This is a genomic window from Paracoccus nototheniae (assembly GCF_004335005.1).
GTDB lineage: Bacteria > Pseudomonadota > Alphaproteobacteria > Rhodobacterales > Rhodobacteraceae > Paracoccus > Paracoccus nototheniae.
This window is the reverse complement of the sequence record NZ_RQRT01000054.1, coordinates 1-16,193: the sequence shown is the minus strand read 5'-3', so window position 1 is coordinate 16,193 and position 16,193 is coordinate 1. Positions and strand designations below refer to the sequence as shown.

Annotated in this window: 17 protein-coding genes; 11 read left to right on the top strand and 6 right to left on the bottom strand. The window is 68.3% G+C overall.

What is annotated here, in order from left to right; all coding sequences use genetic code 11:
* Positions 1-15 precede the first annotated feature (15 nt).
* Entirely contained in the window at positions 16-954 is a 939-nt protein-coding gene (locus EG885_RS16565; RefSeq protein ID WP_242679706.1) for a lytic transglycosylase domain-containing protein, read from the top strand.
* Between the two features lie 62 nt (positions 955-1,016).
* Here EG885_RS16565 and EG885_RS16560 read toward each other — a convergent pair whose 3' ends face one another.
* On the bottom strand, positions 1,017-3,215 hold the full coding sequence (locus tag EG885_RS16560) for a primosomal protein N' (RefSeq protein WP_131576658.1): 2,199 nt from the start codon (positions 3,213-3,215) through the stop codon (positions 1,017-1,019).
* 119 nt (positions 3,216-3,334) lie between these two features.
* Here EG885_RS16560 and fsa point away from each other — a divergent pair, with 119 nt between their 5' ends.
* The 5 genes from fsa to EG885_RS16535 are packed head-to-tail and all read left to right on the top strand — an operon-like array spanning position 3,335 to position 7,121.
* On the top strand, positions 3,335-3,988 hold the full coding sequence (gene fsa, locus EG885_RS16555; protein ID WP_131576656.1) for a fructose-6-phosphate aldolase: 654 nt from the start codon (positions 3,335-3,337) through the stop codon (positions 3,986-3,988).
* Between the two features lie 21 nt (positions 3,989-4,009).
* Positions 4,010-4,705, top strand: a complete 696-nt coding sequence (locus EG885_RS16550) for a DUF484 family protein (RefSeq protein ID WP_242679705.1) — start codon at positions 4,010-4,012, stop codon at positions 4,703-4,705.
* Positions 4,702-5,622: a tyrosine recombinase XerC gene (locus EG885_RS16545; protein ID WP_131576654.1), complete on the top strand. Its 921-nt coding sequence runs from the start codon at positions 4,702-4,704 to the stop codon at positions 5,620-5,622. Before EG885_RS16550 ends, EG885_RS16545 begins: the two co-directional genes overlap by 4 nt.
* A gap of 51 nt (positions 5,623-5,673) precedes the next feature.
* Entirely contained in the window at positions 5,674-6,252 is a 579-nt protein-coding gene (gene msrA, locus EG885_RS16540) for a peptide-methionine (S)-S-oxide reductase MsrA (protein ID WP_131576652.1), read from the top strand.
* A complete protein-coding gene (locus EG885_RS16535) occupies positions 6,252-7,121 on the top strand; it encodes a 50S ribosomal protein L11 methyltransferase (RefSeq protein ID WP_131576650.1) in 870 nt (289 codons plus the stop codon). The genes msrA and EG885_RS16535 overlap by 1 nt, the downstream gene beginning before the upstream one ends.
* Before the next feature lie 125 nt (positions 7,122-7,246).
* Here EG885_RS16535 and EG885_RS16530 read toward each other — a convergent pair whose 3' ends face one another.
* Together EG885_RS16530 and EG885_RS16525 are read right to left on the bottom strand one after the other, a co-directional pair.
* On the bottom strand, positions 7,247-7,441 hold the full coding sequence (locus tag EG885_RS16530) for a DUF1127 domain-containing protein (protein ID WP_131576687.1): 195 nt from the start codon (positions 7,439-7,441) through the stop codon (positions 7,247-7,249).
* A 192-nt stretch (positions 7,442-7,633) separates the two neighbouring features.
* Positions 7,634-8,353: a 16S rRNA (uracil(1498)-N(3))-methyltransferase gene (locus tag EG885_RS16525; RefSeq protein WP_131576648.1), complete on the bottom strand. Its 720-nt coding sequence runs from the start codon at positions 8,351-8,353 to the stop codon at positions 7,634-7,636.
* A gap of 14 nt (positions 8,354-8,367) precedes the next feature.
* Between EG885_RS16525 and ubiA the strand changes: the two genes are divergently transcribed.
* The 3 genes from ubiA (at position 8,368) to EG885_RS16510 (ending at position 11,920) form a co-directional block, all read left to right on the top strand.
* Positions 8,368-9,306, top strand: coding sequence for a 4-hydroxybenzoate octaprenyltransferase (gene ubiA / locus EG885_RS16520; protein ID WP_131576646.1), 939 nt, complete (start codon positions 8,368-8,370; stop codon positions 9,304-9,306).
* Positions 9,307-9,368: 62 nt separating this feature from the next.
* On the top strand, positions 9,369-11,594 hold the full coding sequence (locus EG885_RS16515) for an OmpA family protein (RefSeq protein ID WP_131576644.1): 2,226 nt from the start codon (positions 9,369-9,371) through the stop codon (positions 11,592-11,594).
* A complete protein-coding gene (locus EG885_RS16510; RefSeq protein ID WP_131576642.1) occupies positions 11,591-11,920 on the top strand; it encodes a hypothetical protein in 330 nt (109 codons plus the stop codon). The genes EG885_RS16515 and EG885_RS16510 overlap by 4 nt, the downstream gene beginning before the upstream one ends.
* Before the next feature lie 97 nt (positions 11,921-12,017).
* On the opposite strand, the gene EG885_RS16505 is transcribed toward EG885_RS16510, so the two are convergent.
* The 3 genes from EG885_RS16505 to smpB all read right to left on the bottom strand — a co-directional run bounded on the left by EG885_RS16505 (position 12,018) and on the right by smpB (position 14,598).
* A complete protein-coding gene (locus EG885_RS16505) occupies positions 12,018-13,199 on the bottom strand; it encodes an amino acid aminotransferase (protein ID WP_131576640.1) in 1,182 nt (393 codons plus the stop codon).
* 1 nt (position 13,200) lies between these two features.
* Complete coding sequence (sseA, locus tag EG885_RS16500; RefSeq protein ID WP_131576638.1) at positions 13,201-14,055, bottom strand: 3-mercaptopyruvate sulfurtransferase; 855 nt, start codon at positions 14,053-14,055, stop codon at positions 13,201-13,203.
* 69 nt (positions 14,056-14,124) lie between these two features.
* Complete coding sequence (gene smpB, locus EG885_RS16495) at positions 14,125-14,598, bottom strand: SsrA-binding protein SmpB (RefSeq protein WP_131576636.1); 474 nt, start codon at positions 14,596-14,598, stop codon at positions 14,125-14,127.
* Positions 14,599-14,695: 97 nt separating this feature from the next.
* On the opposite strand from smpB, the gene EG885_RS16490 reads away from it, so the two are divergent.
* Positions 14,696-15,133 carry an ion channel gene (locus EG885_RS16490; RefSeq protein ID WP_131576634.1) on the top strand — a complete coding sequence of 146 codons (438 nt, stop codon included), beginning with the start codon at positions 14,696-14,698 and terminating at the stop codon, positions 15,131-15,133.
* 3 nt (positions 15,134-15,136) lie between these two features.
* Positions 15,137-16,193, top strand: a 1,057-nt coding sequence (locus EG885_RS16485; protein ID WP_242679704.1) for a thiamine pyrophosphate-binding protein, incomplete at its 3' end; no start/stop codon positions are given.

Below are 16,193 nucleotides of genomic sequence, written 5' to 3'. Positions count from 1 at the left end.
CCGGCGGGCCTGCCCGTGACCCCTCGCATTTCCCTCGGCGCCGCTCTGGCGCTCGCATTGTCATGTCTTGCGGCGCTCCCCCTCTCGGCGCGGCCTGCGGTGGATGCCCTCCATGGCCGCACCGCCCCCCGGCAGTCCGAGGAATTGCGCTGCACCGATGACGGGCGCGATTGCGTCGCCCGCGCCAGCTATGCCGCCGATGTCTGCAAGCTGATCGAACGCACCGCCTCGGAAAACCGCCTCGACCCGTCGTTTCTGGCAAGGCTCCTGTGGAAGGAAAGCCGGTTCGAGCCGTCGGCCGTCAGCCCCGCAGGCGCGCTTGGCATCGCCCAGTTCATGCCCGGCACGGCGGACCTCTACTGGCTGGACGACCCGTTCAACCCGGCACAGGCGATCCGCAAGGCGGCGTGGTATCTGGGCCAGCTGCGCGACCGCTTCGGCAATATCGGACTGGCCGCCGTCGCCTATAATGGCGGCGAAAACCGCGCGGCCCGCTTCGTCGCCCAATCGACGACCCTTCCCTATGAGACGGTCGATTACGTCGAATCGATCACCGGCTTCAGCGCGCATCGCTGGCGCGACAACCCGCCCCCCGCAGGCGATCTGCGGCTGGCCCTCGATCCCGACCAGCCCTTCCGCCCCGCCTGCGAACGCATGGCGGGCGACCGGACCCTGCGCGAATTCACCACGCAGCCCCCGGCGATGCCCTGGGGCGTGATCGTGGCCAGCCATCCCAGTCAGGCGGGTGCGGCCCAACAGGTCGCAAGGCTGAACCGCACCCTGCGCCCGATCCTCGATGACGGGGCGCGGGTCGGCTATGTCCGCAAGCGCATGAACGGCATGCCCCGCTCGGTCTTCACCGCGCAGGTCGGCTACAACACCCGGACCGAGGCCGCCCGCTTCTGCACCCGGTTCCAGCGCCTCGGCGGGCGCTGCCTCGTGCTGAAGAACTAGCGCCTTTCATCTTGGCCGAAATATCCCCCGGGGGTCAGGGGGCAGGATGCCCCCCTGCTGCTTTACAGAAAACTCTGCGGATCGATATCAACCGCCAGCCGCAGGTTGGCAGGCAGCCTGACGCCCCCCAGCCAGTCCGAGATCGCCGCCTGCAACGGCGCCTGACGCGGCGCCCTGATCAGCATCCGCATCCGGTGGCGCCCGCGCACCCGGGCGATGGGCGCGGGCGCGGGCCCCCACAGCTCGGCGCCGACCTCGGCCAAAGGCGCGGCAAGGCCTGCCAGATGGCGGGCGAAATCGCTGACCACGGCCAGATCGGGATGCGACAGGATGATCCCCGCCAGACGGCCAAAGGGCGGCATGCCCGCCGCCTGCCGGCCCGCCGCCTCGGCATCCCAGAACGCCTCGTCCTGCCCCGACAGGATCGCACGGATCACCGCGTGATCGGGCTGATGGGTCTGCAGCAGCGCCACCCCAGGGGCTGCGCCCTTGATCCGCCCCGCGCGCCCCGCCACCTGCCGCATCAGCTGGAAACTGCGTTCGGCGGCGCGCAGATCGGCGCCCTGCAGGCCCAGATCGGCATCGATGACCCCGACCAGCGTCAGACGGGGGAAATTATGCCCCTTGGCCACGATCTGCGTGCCGATGATGATGTCGGTATCGCCCTCGGATATCTCGGCGATGGTTTCCTTGAGGGCGCGGGCCGAATGGAACAGATCGGACGACAGCACGGTCGCCTTGGCCTGCGGGAAACGCGCGGCGACCTCTTCGGCGATGCGCTCGACGCCGGGGCCGATGGGGGCCAGCTTGCCCTCCACCCCGCAGGACGGGCAGGCGGTGGGGATGGGCCGCGTCTCGCCGCATTGATGGCAGACCAGACGGTTCTGAAACCGGTGTTCCACCATCCGCGCATCGCATTGATGACAGGCGATCTGTTCGCCGCAGGCCCGGCAGACGGTCACCGGCGCAAATCCCCGGCGGTTCAGGAAGATCAGCGACTGTTCGCCCTTGTCCAGCCGGGCGTTCACCGCCTGCACCAGCGTGGGCGAGATCCAGCGCCCGGTCTCCATGGCCTCGGCGCGCAGATCGATGGCGGCCATCCGCGGCAGCTCGGCCTCGCCATAGCGGCTGCGCAGGTCCAGCCGCGCATATTTGCCCGAGGCCGCGTTCACCCAGCTTTCCAGGCTGGGCGTGGCCGATGCCAGCACCACATGCGCCGAGGCGATCGAGGCGCGCAGCACCGCCATGTCGCGGGCGCTGTAAAAGACGACATCCTCTTGCTTGTAGCTGCCGTCATGTTCCTCATCGACGACGATCAGACCCAGATCGCGGAACGGCAGGAACAGCGCCGACCGTGCGCCCACGACCAGCCCGACCTGCCCGCGCCCGGCCATATGCCACAGGCGCCGGCGTTCGGTCCGGGTGATGCCGCTGTGCCATTCGCCGGGCCGGGCGCCAAAGCGTGCCTCGACCCTGTCCAGAAATTCCGCCGACAGGGCGATCTCGGGCAGCAGGACCAGCGCCTGACGCCCGGCAGCCAGACATTCGGCCACGGCCTCCAGATAGACCTCGGTCTTGCCCGATCCGGTGACGCCGCGCAGCAGCGTCGTGCCATAGCGGTCCGCCCGGACCGCGCCCCGCAGCGCATCGGACGCGGCCTGCTGATCGCCGTCCAGCGGCTTGCCGGGCAGGGTCGGGTCCAGCGCCGGATAGGGCAGATCGCGCGGCGCCTCGATCTCGGCCAGCGCGCCCATGCCGACCAGCCCCTTGACCACCGATGTGCCCACCCCGGCCAACTGCGCCAGCTCGGACGCGGCAAAGCTGGCGCCGCCGTGATCGGCCATCACCGCCATCACGCGGGCGCGCGCTTCGGTCGCGCGGCTGATCTGGCCGGATCCGGGCACGATGATGCGCCGCGCGGCGGGGGGCTGGTCGATATCGGGCGCGCGGGTCGCCATGCGCAGCATCAGCGGCAGCGGCGTCAGCGTGTAATCCGCCGCACGGGTCAGGAAATCGAAGAAACCGGGCGCAAAGGGTTCGGCGTCCAGCACCCGGGCCACGGGGCGCAGCTTGGCCAGATCGAAATCGCCGGTCCCCTCGGCCCAGACCAGCCCCAGCACCCGGCGCGGCCCCAAAGGCACCAGCACCAGCTGGCCCTGCCGCACGCCGTCCTCGGGCGCCAGATAGTCCAGCACCCCCACCGGTTCGCAGGTCAGCACCGCGATGCGGGCGCGGGGGGGGAAAAAGATGGGGGCTGTCATGGTCCGCGATAAAGACGACGCAGGGCGCGGGTTGCAAGCCCCCGGATGGGCGCGGCCTCTTCCCGCGCGGCCCCATCTGCGGTAAGACGCGAACAAACCGCATCCAAGGAGGACGGGCCGTGAAATTCTTCGTTGATACCGCTGACATCGCCGCCATCAAGGAACTGAACGATCTGGGAATGGTCGACGGGGTGACCACCAACCCGTCGCTGATCCTGAAATCGGGCCGCGCCATCGCCGAGGTCACCGCCGAGATCTGCGCCCTTGTCGAGGGTCCGGTCAGCGCCGAGGTCGTCGCCGAAAAGGCCGAGGACATGATCGCCGAGGGCCGCCACCTGGCCAAGATCGCCGACAATGTCTGCGTCAAGGTACCGCTGACCTGGGACGGCCTGAAGGCTTGCCGCGTGCTGACCGACGAAGGCCGCAAGGTCAACGTGACGCTGTGTTTCTCGTCCGCGCAGGCGCTGCTGGCGGCCAAGGCGGGCGCGACCTTCATCAGCCCCTTCATCGGCCGTCTGGATGACATTCATCTGGAAGGCATGGACCTGATCTCGGACATCCGCGAAATCTATGACAATTACGGGTTCGAGACGGAAATTCTGGCGGCTTCGATCCGCACCGTGAACCATATCGTGGATGCGGCCCGGATCGGCGCCGATGTGATCACCGCGCCGCCCTCGATCATCAAATCGATGATCACCCATCCGCTGACCGACAAGGGTCTGGCGCAGTTCGATGCCGACTGGAAGCAGACCGGCCAGAAGATCCTGTAAACCGCCAGCGGAGGGCGTGGCTTGACCGACCTGCCAAAGACCCCGCTGGACCCGGCCCTTCGCGATCGGCTGTTGGCCGATCCGGGGGCCATTCTGGCCGATCGCGACCTGATGCGCGCCCTGGTCGCCGCGCGCGAGGATCAGGCGGGCGCGAATGTCATCGACATTCGTGGCCGCGCGATGGAGGCGCTGGAGACGCGCCTCGACCGGCTGGAGACGACCCATGAAAGCGTGATCGCCGCCGCCTATGACAATCAGTCGGGCATGGCGGTGGTCCATCGGGCGGTTCTGGGCCTGCTGGAATCCGCCGATCTGGACGAATTTCTGGGTGCCCTGCAAACCGATATCGCACCCCTGCTGCGGATCGAGACCCTGCGCCTGATCGTCGAGGCCGACCCCGCCCTGCCGCCCCTGCCCCGCGACGTGGCGACCGTGCCGCAGGGCACCATCGATCTGGTCATCGCGGCGGGCCGTCGCGCGCCGAGGGGCAATGATATCGTGCTGCGCGAGGCGATGGCCCTGACCCGCCCCCTGCATGGCCGCTCGCTTGGGTCCGAGGCGCTTTTGCCGCTGGATCTGGGCACCGGGCATCCGCAGGCGCTGCTGCTGATGGGCAGCGCCGATCCGACGCGGTTCATGCCCGCGCATGGCACCGATCTGCTGCGGTTTTTCGCGCAGGTCTTCCGGCTGGTCCTGCTGGCGCGTCTGCGCGCATGACGGGTCTTGTGACCGCGGCGGTCGGGGACGCCCTTGCCCGCTGGCTGGACACCGAAGCCGCCACCCGCGACCGGTCCGATCACACGATCACCGCCTATCGGGCCGATGTCTCGGCGTTTCTGTATTTTCTGGCCGGATATTGGGGCGGGCCGGTGGCGCCCGTGGCGCTGGCCCGGCTGCGGCAGGCAGACATGCGGGCCTTTGCGGCCTCGGAACGGACGCGGGGGCTGGGCCCGCGGTCGCTGGCGCGGCGGATGTCGGCGGTGCGGTCGTTCCTGCGCTGGATTTCGGACCGCGAGGGGATCGATCTGTCGGCAGCGCTGTCCATCCGCAGCCCCAAATACACCCGCAGCCTGCCCCGCCCCCTGACGCCCCTGCAGGCGCAGGACACGCTGGACCGGGTGGGCGCGCATGACACGCCCTGGATCGGGGCGCGCGATCTGGCGGTGCTGACGCTGCTGTGGGGGTCGGGGCTGCGGATTTCCGAGGCTTTGGGTCTGAACGGCACCGACTGGCCCTTTCCCCAAGGGCTGATCATCCGGGGCAAGGGACAGCGCGAACGGCAGGTGCCGGTCCTGCCCGTGGCCCGCGACGCGGTGGCCGATTATCTGCGCCTGTGCCCCTGGGGCCATCAGGCCGACCAGCCGCTGTTCCGGGGCGTCCGGGGCGGGCGGCTGACCAGTTCGGCGGTCGAGGGTGCGATGCGGATCGCCCGCGCCGCGCTTGGCCTGCCCGCCAGCGCCACCCCCCATGCCCTGCGCCACAGCTTTGCCACGCATCTGCTGTCGGCGGGGGGCGATCTGCGCACCATTCAGGAATTGCTGGGCCATGCCAGCCTGTCCACCACGCAGGTCTATACCGGAGTCGATGACGTGCGGCTGATGGCGGTTTATCATGCCGCCCATCCGCGCGGTTGAACCCCCGGCGCCCGCCCCGCGTTTGCCCCCATCACCACACATGAGGCCATCATGACCGACCATGCGATCTTTCACCGCCCCCTGGGTGCCAACCCGCCCGCCGGCTATGATCAGGCGATCTTCGGCATGGGCTGCTATTGGGGCGTGGAACGCCTGTTCTGGCAGCAGAACGGCATCTGGCTGACCGAGGTGGGCTTTGCCGCAGGCGAGGTTCAGAACCCGACCTATGATCAGGTCAAGCGCGGCGATACCGGCCATGCCGAGGTCGTGCGGGTGATCTATGACAGCTCGCTGATCAGCTATGACCATCTGCTGCAGCTGTTCTGGGAAAACCACGACCCCACGCAGGGCGACCGGCAGGGCAACGATGTGGGCAACCAGTATCGCAGCCTGATCGTCACCTTTACCGACATGCAGACCTCGGCGGCCGAGGCGTCGAAGATCGACTATGATAACCGGTTGGCCGTGCAGGGCCTTGGCAAGATCACCACGCAGATCGTCGAAGGCGGCATCCCCTTCTGGCCCGCGCATGAAGCGCATCAGCAATATCTGGAAAAGAATCCCGACGGTTATTGCGGGCTGAAGGGCACCGGGGTAGAGGCCAGCATGCCCAACCCGGATCCGATCTGATGCCCACATTCACCGCACTGACCCATCTGCCCGGCCGCGAAGCCGCCGAAGCCCTGTGCGAGGCCTGCGAGGATCTGACCCCCGAACCCGTCGGCACCGGCATCTTCGAGATCGAGGATGGCAGCGAACGGTGGGAGGTCGGCGCCTATTTCACCGAGGCCCCCGACGAGATCGCGCTGGCGGTTCTGGCCGTGGCCTTTGGCGCGCAGCCCTTCGTCATCTCGGAACTGCCCGAGGTGGACTGGGTCGCCCATGTCAAACGCGAACTGACCCCCGTGCGCGCGGGCCGGTTCTATGTTCATGGCAGCCATGATGCGGACGACATCCCCGAGGGCGTCGAAGCCCTGTGGATCGAGGCCGCGATGGCCTTTGGCACCGGCCATCACAACACCACGAAGGGCTGTCTTCAGGCGTTGGACCGTCTGGCGACCGAAGGCTTCACCCCGTCCCGCGTCGCCGATATCGGCTGCGGCACCGCCGTTCTGGCGATGGGGGCGGCGCGGCTGTGGAACGTGCCGGTGCTGGCCAGCGATATCGACCCGGTGGCGGTCGACACGGCCTCGGCCAATGTCATCGCCAACGGGCTGGATGGCCGCGTGATCAGCATCGAGGCGGCGGGGTTCGATCATCCGACGCTGGAACAGGCGGCCCCCTATGATCTGGTGCTGGCCAATATCCTGAAACAGCCGCTGATCGATCTGGCGGGCGACATGGCCCGCCACGTCGCCAGGGATGGCCGCATCATCCTGTCTGGCATCCTGACCACGCAGGCCGACGAGGTGACAGAGGCCTATCGCGCGGCTGGCTTTGCCGCAGGGCTGCGCGACGATCTGGGCGACTGGTCGGTGCTGGTCATGACCCGCAGCTGATCTGGCAGCCATGATGCCCCCAACGACCGGACATGAAAAAACCCCCGCCAGCATTCTGCTCGTGGGGGTTCGTTCGTCGGGCCGGTCGGTTCTGATCAGCCTATAGTCTGTGGTCGGTCGTGGCTTCAGAAGCCGCGCGCGATCCGCTCGATGTCGCCACGGCACAGACCGATATCGTCCAGCTCGCGGTCGGACAGGCGGCCCAGCTCGCGACGCGTCACGCGGGTATCCCGCCAGGACGCGAACAGCGCGCTTACGTGCGCGACGACAGTGCCCACGCCTCCGACAGCCACGCTGCGGTTCGTTTCGATCGTCGACATCATATCACCTGTTTTCAGTTTGCCCTATCCTCGGGCAGTTTTCGGATAGAGAGTAGATAGTTTGTGCAACGTGCAAAGAGTAGCCGTGAAACCGGCAACCCCGCTATGCGATTCATGCATCAGATCAACAGGCTTCTGTCGCAATAACGCCACAAACCGACGCATCGGACGATTCGCAAACTGCCGAACGGTTCAGCGCCAGTCGCCCAAGGCCGATTGCCACAGCGCCAGTGCTGCCACCGCCGCCGTATCGGCGCGCAGGATGCGCGGCCCCAGACTGACCGGGGTGACGAAGGGCAGACGGGACAGATTGGCGCGCTCGGTCGCCGAAAACCCGCCCTCGGGGCCGATCAGGATGGCCCAAGGCCCTTGCGGCAGGCCGGACAGGGTTTCGGCGGGACCGGCGCGGGCCTCGTCGGCCCACAGGATGCGGCGGTTCGCATCCCACCCGCCCAGCAGCTGCGCCAGACTGACCAGATCGGCGACGGGGGGCACGAAGGTGCCACCGCATTGCTCAGCCGCCTCGACCGCATGGGCCTGCAGGCGGTCCTGACGGATGCGTTCGGAATTGGTATGCGCGGTCGTCACCGGCTGGATGCGCGCGGCGCCCATCTCGGCGGCCTTTTCGACGATGAAATCGGTGCGGGCCTTCTTGATCGGCGCGAAGATCAGCCACAGGTCGGGCGGATCTTGCTGCGGCGCGCTTTGACGGTCGGGCAGCACGCTGCCGCCGCGCTTGCCCGCATCGGTCAGCACTGCCGCCCATTCCCCGTCGCGCCCGTTGAACACCGACAGCGCGTCACCGGGTCGCAGCCGCATGACCCCGGACAGGTAATGCGCCTGCGCCCCGTCCAAGGGGACGGCTTGCCCCGCCAGCAGGGGGTGATCTATGTAAAGCCGGATCCTGGACATGATGAGGCCACGCTATGCAAAGCCGGACCGAAAGGCCAGATGCCGTCGTCGATGCGCCCCCCGACAATTGGGTGGACCGCTTTGCGCCGCCCCGCACCCGGCCCTGGCTGCGCCTCAGCCGCGCCGACCGGCCCATCGGCACATGGCTGCTGCTGCTGCCCTGCTGGTGGGGGATCGGCCTTGCGATGATGGCCGACGCGCCGCGCCTGTACGATCTGTGGATCGCGCTGGCCTGCGCCATCGGCGCCTTCGTCATGCGCGGGGCGGGCTGCACATGGAACGACATCACCGACCGGACCATCGACGCGCAGGTGGCGCGGACCCGGTCGCGGCCCCTGCCCTCGGGTCAGGTCAGCCTGCGGGGGGCCTATCTGTGGCTGGCGGTGCAAGGCCTTGTCGGGCTGGTGATCCTGTTGACGCTTGGCCGGGCGGCGGTCTGGATGGGCGTCGCCTCGCTGGCGCTGGTGGCGATCTATCCCTTTGCCAAGCGGTTCACATGGTGGCCGCAGCTGTTTCTGGGCTTTGCCTTCAACTGGGGGGTCATGCTGGCCTATGCCGCGCATATGGGGCGGGTCGATCCCGCGCCGGTCGTCGCCTGGCTGGGCGCGATCGCCTGGACGATCTTTTACGACACCATCTATGCCCATCAGGATGTGGACGATGACGCCCTGATCGGTGTGAAATCCACCGCACGCCTGTTCGGTGACCGCAGCCCCGCGATCCTTGCGGGCTTTGCGCTGGTGGCCGTGGCGGTGCTGGCGGTCGCGGTGGGCCTGACCGGTCGCAATCAGTTGATGGGCTGGGCGGGCGTGCTGGCCTTTGGCCTGCACCTGCTGTGGCAGCTGCAAAATTTCCGGCCCGATCAAGGGGATATCTGCCTTAAACTGTTCAGATCGAACCGGAATTCCGGCTTGATCCTTGCGCTGTTTCTTGCCATCGCAGGGCTGGCGTGATTGCGCGGGGTCGGCCCCGGGGCTAGACGTTGCGCGCTTGCAACAGCTACAGGTTTTTTCGCATGCCCACCTCGCGACGCCGCCTCTCGACCTCTTTGGCCACGCTTCTGGTGCTGACCGGCGCCGGGGGGCTGTGCTGGTACGGGGCCGAGGCGGCGGCGACCTTCATTGAAGATCGATCCGCACGCGAGGTCACGCAGGCCCTGCAGGCCGAGGGGTATGACTGGGCCGATGTCACCACCGACGGGCTGCGCGTCCGCCTGACCGGCACCGCCCCGTCCGAGGTCGAACGGTTCCGCGCCGTGACGCGGGCCGCGACGGCGGTCGATGCCAGCCGCATCCTGGACGAGATCACCGTCGCGTCGCTGACGGCGATGGCGCCGCCGGATTTCAAGATCGAGCTGTTGCGCAACGATCAGGGCATCTCGCTGATCGGGCTGGTGCCCACGGCAACCGACCGCAACGCCATCCTGCGGATGCTGCGCCCGGCAGACGGGCAGGTCACCGATCTGCTGGAGGCCGCGGATCACCCCGTCCCCCCAGGATGGGACGCGGCGCTGCGCCTTGGGCTGGACGCGGCGCAGATGGCGCCGCAATCCAAGATCTCGATCACGCCGGGCCATGTCACGGTCGCGGCGCTGGCCCCTGATCGCACCGAACAGGGCCGGCTGGAGGCCGCGCTGCGGCAGGCCGCGCCTGCGGGGATGCAGCTGGATCTGCAGATCTCGGCCCCGCGCCCGCTGATCGCGCCCTTTACCCTGCGCTTTACCATGGACGAGGACGGCGCCCGCTTCGACACCTGCGCCGCCGACACCGAGGACGGGCGCGCCCGCATTGCCGAGGCCGCCCTGGCCGCCGGGATGCAGGCACCGCCCGATTGCCTCCTGGGTCTGGGCGCCCCGTCCGAGGATTGGGCCGATGCCGCCGTCGCGGCGATCGGCGCGGTAGCGCAATTGGGTCAGGGGCAGGTCACCCTGTCGGATACCGATGTGGCGCTGACCGCCCCGCCAGAGGTGGACCGCGCGCGGTTCGATCAGGCGGCGGCCCGGCTGGATCAGGCCCTGCCGTCGGTCTTTCAGCTGCAGGCGCGGCTGGAACAGGCCGAGGCCGCCCCGGTCCCGGTGCAGTTCAGCGCCCGTCTGGCCGCTGCCGGGGGCCTGTCGATGCAGGGCCGCATCGCGGACGATCAGATGCGGCAGGCGGTGGACAGCTTTGCGCGGTCGCGCTTTCAGGTCGCGCAAAGCGGGCTGCGCACCGACCCTGCGGTGCCCGGCGGCTGGACCGTCCGCGTCGTCGCGGGGCTGGAGGCGATGGGCGCCCTGCAATCGGGCGAGGTCGAGGTCACCCCCGAGATGATCGCGCTGACCGGCGTGTCGGGCGACCCGCATGCCACAGACCGCGCGGCGGCGCTGTTGTCCGACCGGCTTGGGGCGGGGGCGGCCTATCGGCTGGCCATCGCCTATGACCGCCGTCTGGACGCGGCGCTTGGCCTGCCGGATGGGGATGAATGCGTGACCCGGCTGAACCTGATCATGTCCGAAAGCGAGATCGGCTTCGAACCGAGCCGGTCGTCGATCGCGGGCGACCCCGAAGCGACGCTGGCGCGGTTCACCAATGCCATGGCCGATTGCACCGAATTCCAGATCGAGGCGGGCGGGCATACCGATTCGCAAGGCTCCGAGGGCTTCAATGCCGAATTGTCGCGCAGCCGCGCGCAGGCCATCGTCACCGCGATGGACGGGGCGGGCATCGACACGACCAACATGATCGTGCGCGGCTATGGCGAAAGCCGCCCCATCGCCACCAACGAGACCGAAGAGGGCCGCGAGGCCAACCGCCGGATCGAATTCCGCCTGCTGTCGCCGCATCCGGTCCGCCGCGAGGCTCTGCCCACCCCGGTCGCCGTGACCGGCATCACCGGAGAGATCCTCCCCCCCGAGGCCCAGGGTCCGATGCCCGACCTGTCCGCCGATCTGCAGGGGCCGGTCCTGCCACAGGTTCAGGGCCCGGTCTGGCCCGGTGCCGTCGCGCCTGCGGCCGCCGCGATGCAGGGCCCGCAGCTGCCCCACAGCATCGACGCCTCGGGGATGGTACCGCTGACCATCGGGGTCAGCGAAGAATTCGAAAGCCTCGAGGCGCGCGAAGAGGATCTGAGGGTGCCGGTGCAGACCGCCGATGACGACACGCCCCGGCCCGGCCCCCGGCCCGACAGCGTCACGACCCGGTCGGGCGGGCCAGACGAGAACGGGCAAGGCGAGAACGGGCAAGACGAGGAAAACGACGAATGAACCGATCGGAATTCATCACCGTGACCGCCCTGATCCTGTTCGGGGCCTTCCTGCTGGGATGGCTGGCCAGCTGGCTGGTGCATCGGGTCGTGCGCCCGGCGCGGTCGGATATGGGGGAACTGGACCGCATGGCGCAAGAGCTGCACGAGGCCGAGGATGCCCGCAACGCCGCCATCGCCACCATGGCCGAGCGCGAGGCGGTGCTGACCGCGCGGTTGACCGGAGCCGAGGCCGAGGCCCGCGCGGCGATGGAAGGGTTGCGCGACAGCCGAAGCGAGGTCGAGGAGTTGCGCGATTACATCGAGAAGGCGCTGGCCCGGCGATAAGCCTGGAAAGAAGGGGGGCTGTCTGCCCCCCTCCGGCGCGTGCCGCGCCTGCCCCCCGAGGATATTTTGACCAAGATGAAGGGGCAGGCCGCGCGCCCTAGATCCCGGCGTCGATGATGGCGCGGGCCAGGATCGGGGCGGTGTCGCGATTGAGGCCCGCGATGTTCAGACGCGAATCGCCGACCATATAGATCGCGGCCTCGGTCTTCAGCGCGGCCACCTGTTCGGGCGTGGCGCCAAGGCGCGAGAACATGCCGCGATGATGGGCGATGAAGTCGAACCGGTCGCTGCCCGACAGATCGCGCAGTTCGGATGCCAGCTGGTCGCGCAGGCCCAGCATGGTGTTCCTGACCTCTTCCAGTTCCGCCGCCCAATCGGCGCGAAGCGCGGCGTCGGTCAGGATCGTGCTGACGATGCGGGCGCCGTGATCGGGCGGGAAGGAATAGTTCTGGCGGTTCAGATAGGCCATCGAGCCCTGCGCCAGATCCCGTGCGGCGGTGTTTTCGGCCAGCGTCATCAGGATGCCGGTGCGTTCGCGATAGATGCCGAAGTTCTTGGAGCAGGAGGCGGCGATCAGCACTTCGGGCAGGCGGTCGGCGATCAGGCGCGTGCCCGTCGCATCGGCATCCAGACCGTCGCCAAAGCCCTGATAGGCCAGATCGATCAGGGGGACGGCGCCGGAGGCTTGCAGGATGTCGGCGACCTCGGCCCATTGTTCCGGCGTCAGGTTGGCGCCGGTGGGGTTGTGGCAGCAGCCGTGCAACAGGACGATGTCGCCCTTGGCGGCCTTGGCGATGTCGGCCTTCATCCCGTCGAAATCGACGCCGCGCGTCGTCCCGTCGAAATAGCGGTATTCGGTGAAGGGCAGGCCCATGAATTTCATGATGGACAGGTGGTTGGGCCAGGTCGGGTCAGAGACGAAGACCCGGACATCGGGATTGGCCAGCCGCGCCAGTTCCAGCGCCTGACGGATCGCGCCGGTGCCGCCCACGGTCGCGACCGATGCCAGCCGGTCGGCAGGGACATCCGACAGGATCATCGACGCCATCGCGTTTCGGTATTCGGGTTCGCCCGCGAGGCCGGTATAGGCCTTGGTGGTCTGGCTTTCCCAGATGCGATGTTCGGCGGCCTTGACGGCGCGCATGACCGGGGTGACGCCCTGCGGATCCTTGTAGACGCCCACGCCCAGGTCGATCTTGCCCTGTCGGGTATCGGCCTTGAACTCCTCGATCAGCATCAGGATCTTGTCGGGGGCTTGGGCTTTCAGGTTGGACAGCATGTCAGGCGTCTCCGGTTGCGATGTTCAGGTCGGCAAAGCTGCCCCATTCGGTCCAGCTGCCATCGTAAAGCGCGTGATTGCGATGCCCGATCCGCTCCAGCGCAAAGGACAGGACGGCGGCGGTCACGCCGCTGCCGCAGGTGGTGATCGCGGGCTTGGTCAGGTCGACCCCGGCTTCATGGAAGGCCGCGCGGATCGCGTCCGGGTCGATCATCGTGCCGTCTTCGTGAAACAGCCGGCCAAAGGGCAGGTTGCGCGCGCCGGGAATATGACCGGCGCGCAGGCCGGGCCGGGGTTCGGGCGCATCGCCCCGGAACCGTTCGGGGCTGCGGGCGTCGATGATGTGATGATCGTCCAGCTTGGAGGCCGCCGCCACCTGCGTGACATCGCGCACGAGGCCCGCCTGCCGCTGCACGGTGATGTGGCGGTCGCGCAGGACCGGGGCCACATCCTCGGTCGCACGGCCCTCGGCCCGCCATTTGGGCAGGCCGCCATCCAGCACGGCGACATCGGTCTTGCCCATCAGGCGAAAGGTCCACCAGACGCGAAAGGCGCTGCGCACGTCGGAATTGTCATAGATGACCACCTGATGCCCGTCGCCCACGCCCATCGCGCGCATGCGGCTGATGAACATCTCGGGCGGGGGGGCCATATGGGGCAGCGCGCTGCGTTTGTCGCTGATCGCGTCGATGTCGAAAAAGCGCGCACCGGGGATGTGGGCCGCCTGATATTCGGCGCGGGCGTCGCGGCCGGTGGCGGGCATGTGCCAGCTGGCATCGATCAGCCGCAGGTCGGGATCGCCCAGATGCGCCGCCAGCCAGTCGGTCGAGACCAGTGTCTTTGGATCGTCCTGCATCGCCCATCGCCCCCCTGCTGCGCGCCCCGATCTACAGGCCCGCGCAGCGCGCTGCAATGCCGCAGGGGCCTAACCCTGCTTCAGAAGCCGCTGTTTCTGACGGTTCCAGTCGCGATTGGCGCTGGTTTCGCGCTTGTCGTGGTTCTTCTTGCCCTTGGCGACCGCGATCTTCAGTTTGACGATGCCGCGATGGTTGAAATACATCACCAACGGAACCAGCGTCATCCCCTCGCGCGCGGTGGACTGCCACAGGCGCGCCAGTTCGCGGGATTTGACCAGCAGCTTGCGGCGGCGGCGTTCCTCGTGGCCAAAGACCCCGGCGCGGGCCAGTGCGGCGATATAGCCGTTGACCAGCCACAATTCCCCGCCCTCGACCGAGGCATAGCTTTCGGCGATGTTGGACTGGCCGGTGCGCAGGGATTTCACCTCGGACCCGGTCAGCATGATGCCCACCTCGAGATCGCTCTCGATGAAATAGTCGAACCGGGCGCGCCTGTTCTCGGCGATCACCTTATAGTTCTTGCTGTCATCATCCTTGGCCATGACCCTGTCAGATAGTTGTGCCGGGCCCGGCTGTAAAGGTGGCGTTGCGCGGGCGGGGGCGGCTGTGTCAGGACTGGGCGCAAAGGGGGACCGGGCCATGCTGGGACAGATCGCATTCGGTTCGGGGCTGATGATCGTCAGCGTGCTGACCGCCGGGCTGGGCATCTGGGGGCTGGAGACGGCTTTTGCGCGCGGCGCCCCCTGGCTGGCCCGTGCCCCGCACCGGCCCAAGCTGGCGCTGGTGATCGTGGCGGTCAGTCTGGCGGTGCTGGGCATGGTGACCGCCTCCGTCTGGCTGTGGGCGGGGGCGTTTCACCTGCTGGGCGTCTTTGCCAGTTTCGAGGAATCGATGTATTTTGCGCTGGTCACCTTTACCACGCTTGGCTTTGGCGATGTTCTGCTGGCGCAGGACTGGCGGATCATGGGGGCTATGGCGGCGGCGAACGGGTTGTTGCACTTTGGCCTGATGACGGCCTTCATGGTCGAGGCGCTGCGGCATGTCCGGGTGCGCCAGATCGAATTCACGAAAGGATGACCGATGCGTCATGGCGGGCAAATTCTGGTGCAGGCGCTGCGGGCGAACGGGGTCTGCCGGGTGTTCTCGGTTCCCGGCGAAAGCTTTCTGGCGGCGCTGGACGGGCTGCATGACAGCGGCATCGCCAATATCGTCTGCCGCCATGAAGGCGCCGCCGCGATGATGGCCGAGGCCGCGGGCAAGCTGACCGGGCGGCCCGGCGTGGCCTTTGTCACCCGCGGCCCCGGCGCCACCAATGCCAGCGCAGGCGTGCATGTGGCCCAACAGGACAGCACGCCGATGATCCTGTTCGTGGGCCAGATCGCGCGCGGCGATCAGGACCGCGAGGCGTTCCAGGAGGTCGATTACCGCGCCATGTTCGCCCCCCTTGCCAAATGGGTGGCGCAGATCGAGGCGACAGACCGCATCGCGGAATATGTCGCCCGCGCCTTTCATGTGGCGATGTCCGGGCGCCCCGGCCCCGTGGTGCTGGCTTTGCCCGAGGATATGCTGTCGGGCCATGCCGATATCCCCGACCTGACCCCGGCCCGCGCGCCCCTGTCCCCTGTCGCCCCCGAGGCGGTGGACGCACTGGCCGCCGCCCTGCGCGGTGCCGAACGCCCCCTGGTCGTGGCGGGGGGCAGCCTGTGGTCGCAGACGGCGGCGGACGATCTGGCGCGCTTTGCCGCCCGGTGGGATCTGCCGGTGGCGGTGCCCTTCCGCAGGCAAGACCGGATGGACAATGGCCTGCCGCATTATGTGGGCGATCTGGGGGTGGGCATGAACCCCGCGCTTGGCAAGGCGCTGCAACAGGCGGATGTGATCCTGTCGCTTGGCGCGCGGCTTGGGGATACGCTGACGGCGGGATACACGCTGATGGACCCGGTCCGGCCCCATGCGCGGGTGATCCATGTCCATCCCGACCCCGACCAGCTGGGCCAGCTGTGGCGCGCCGATCCGGGGCTGGTCGCCGATCCGCGCGCGGTCACGGCGGCGCTGGCCAATCTAGACCTTGGCGGCCCCGACGCCCCTGCCCCGCGCTGGTCGGACTGGCGGGCGCAGCTGCGCGCCGCCTATGAGG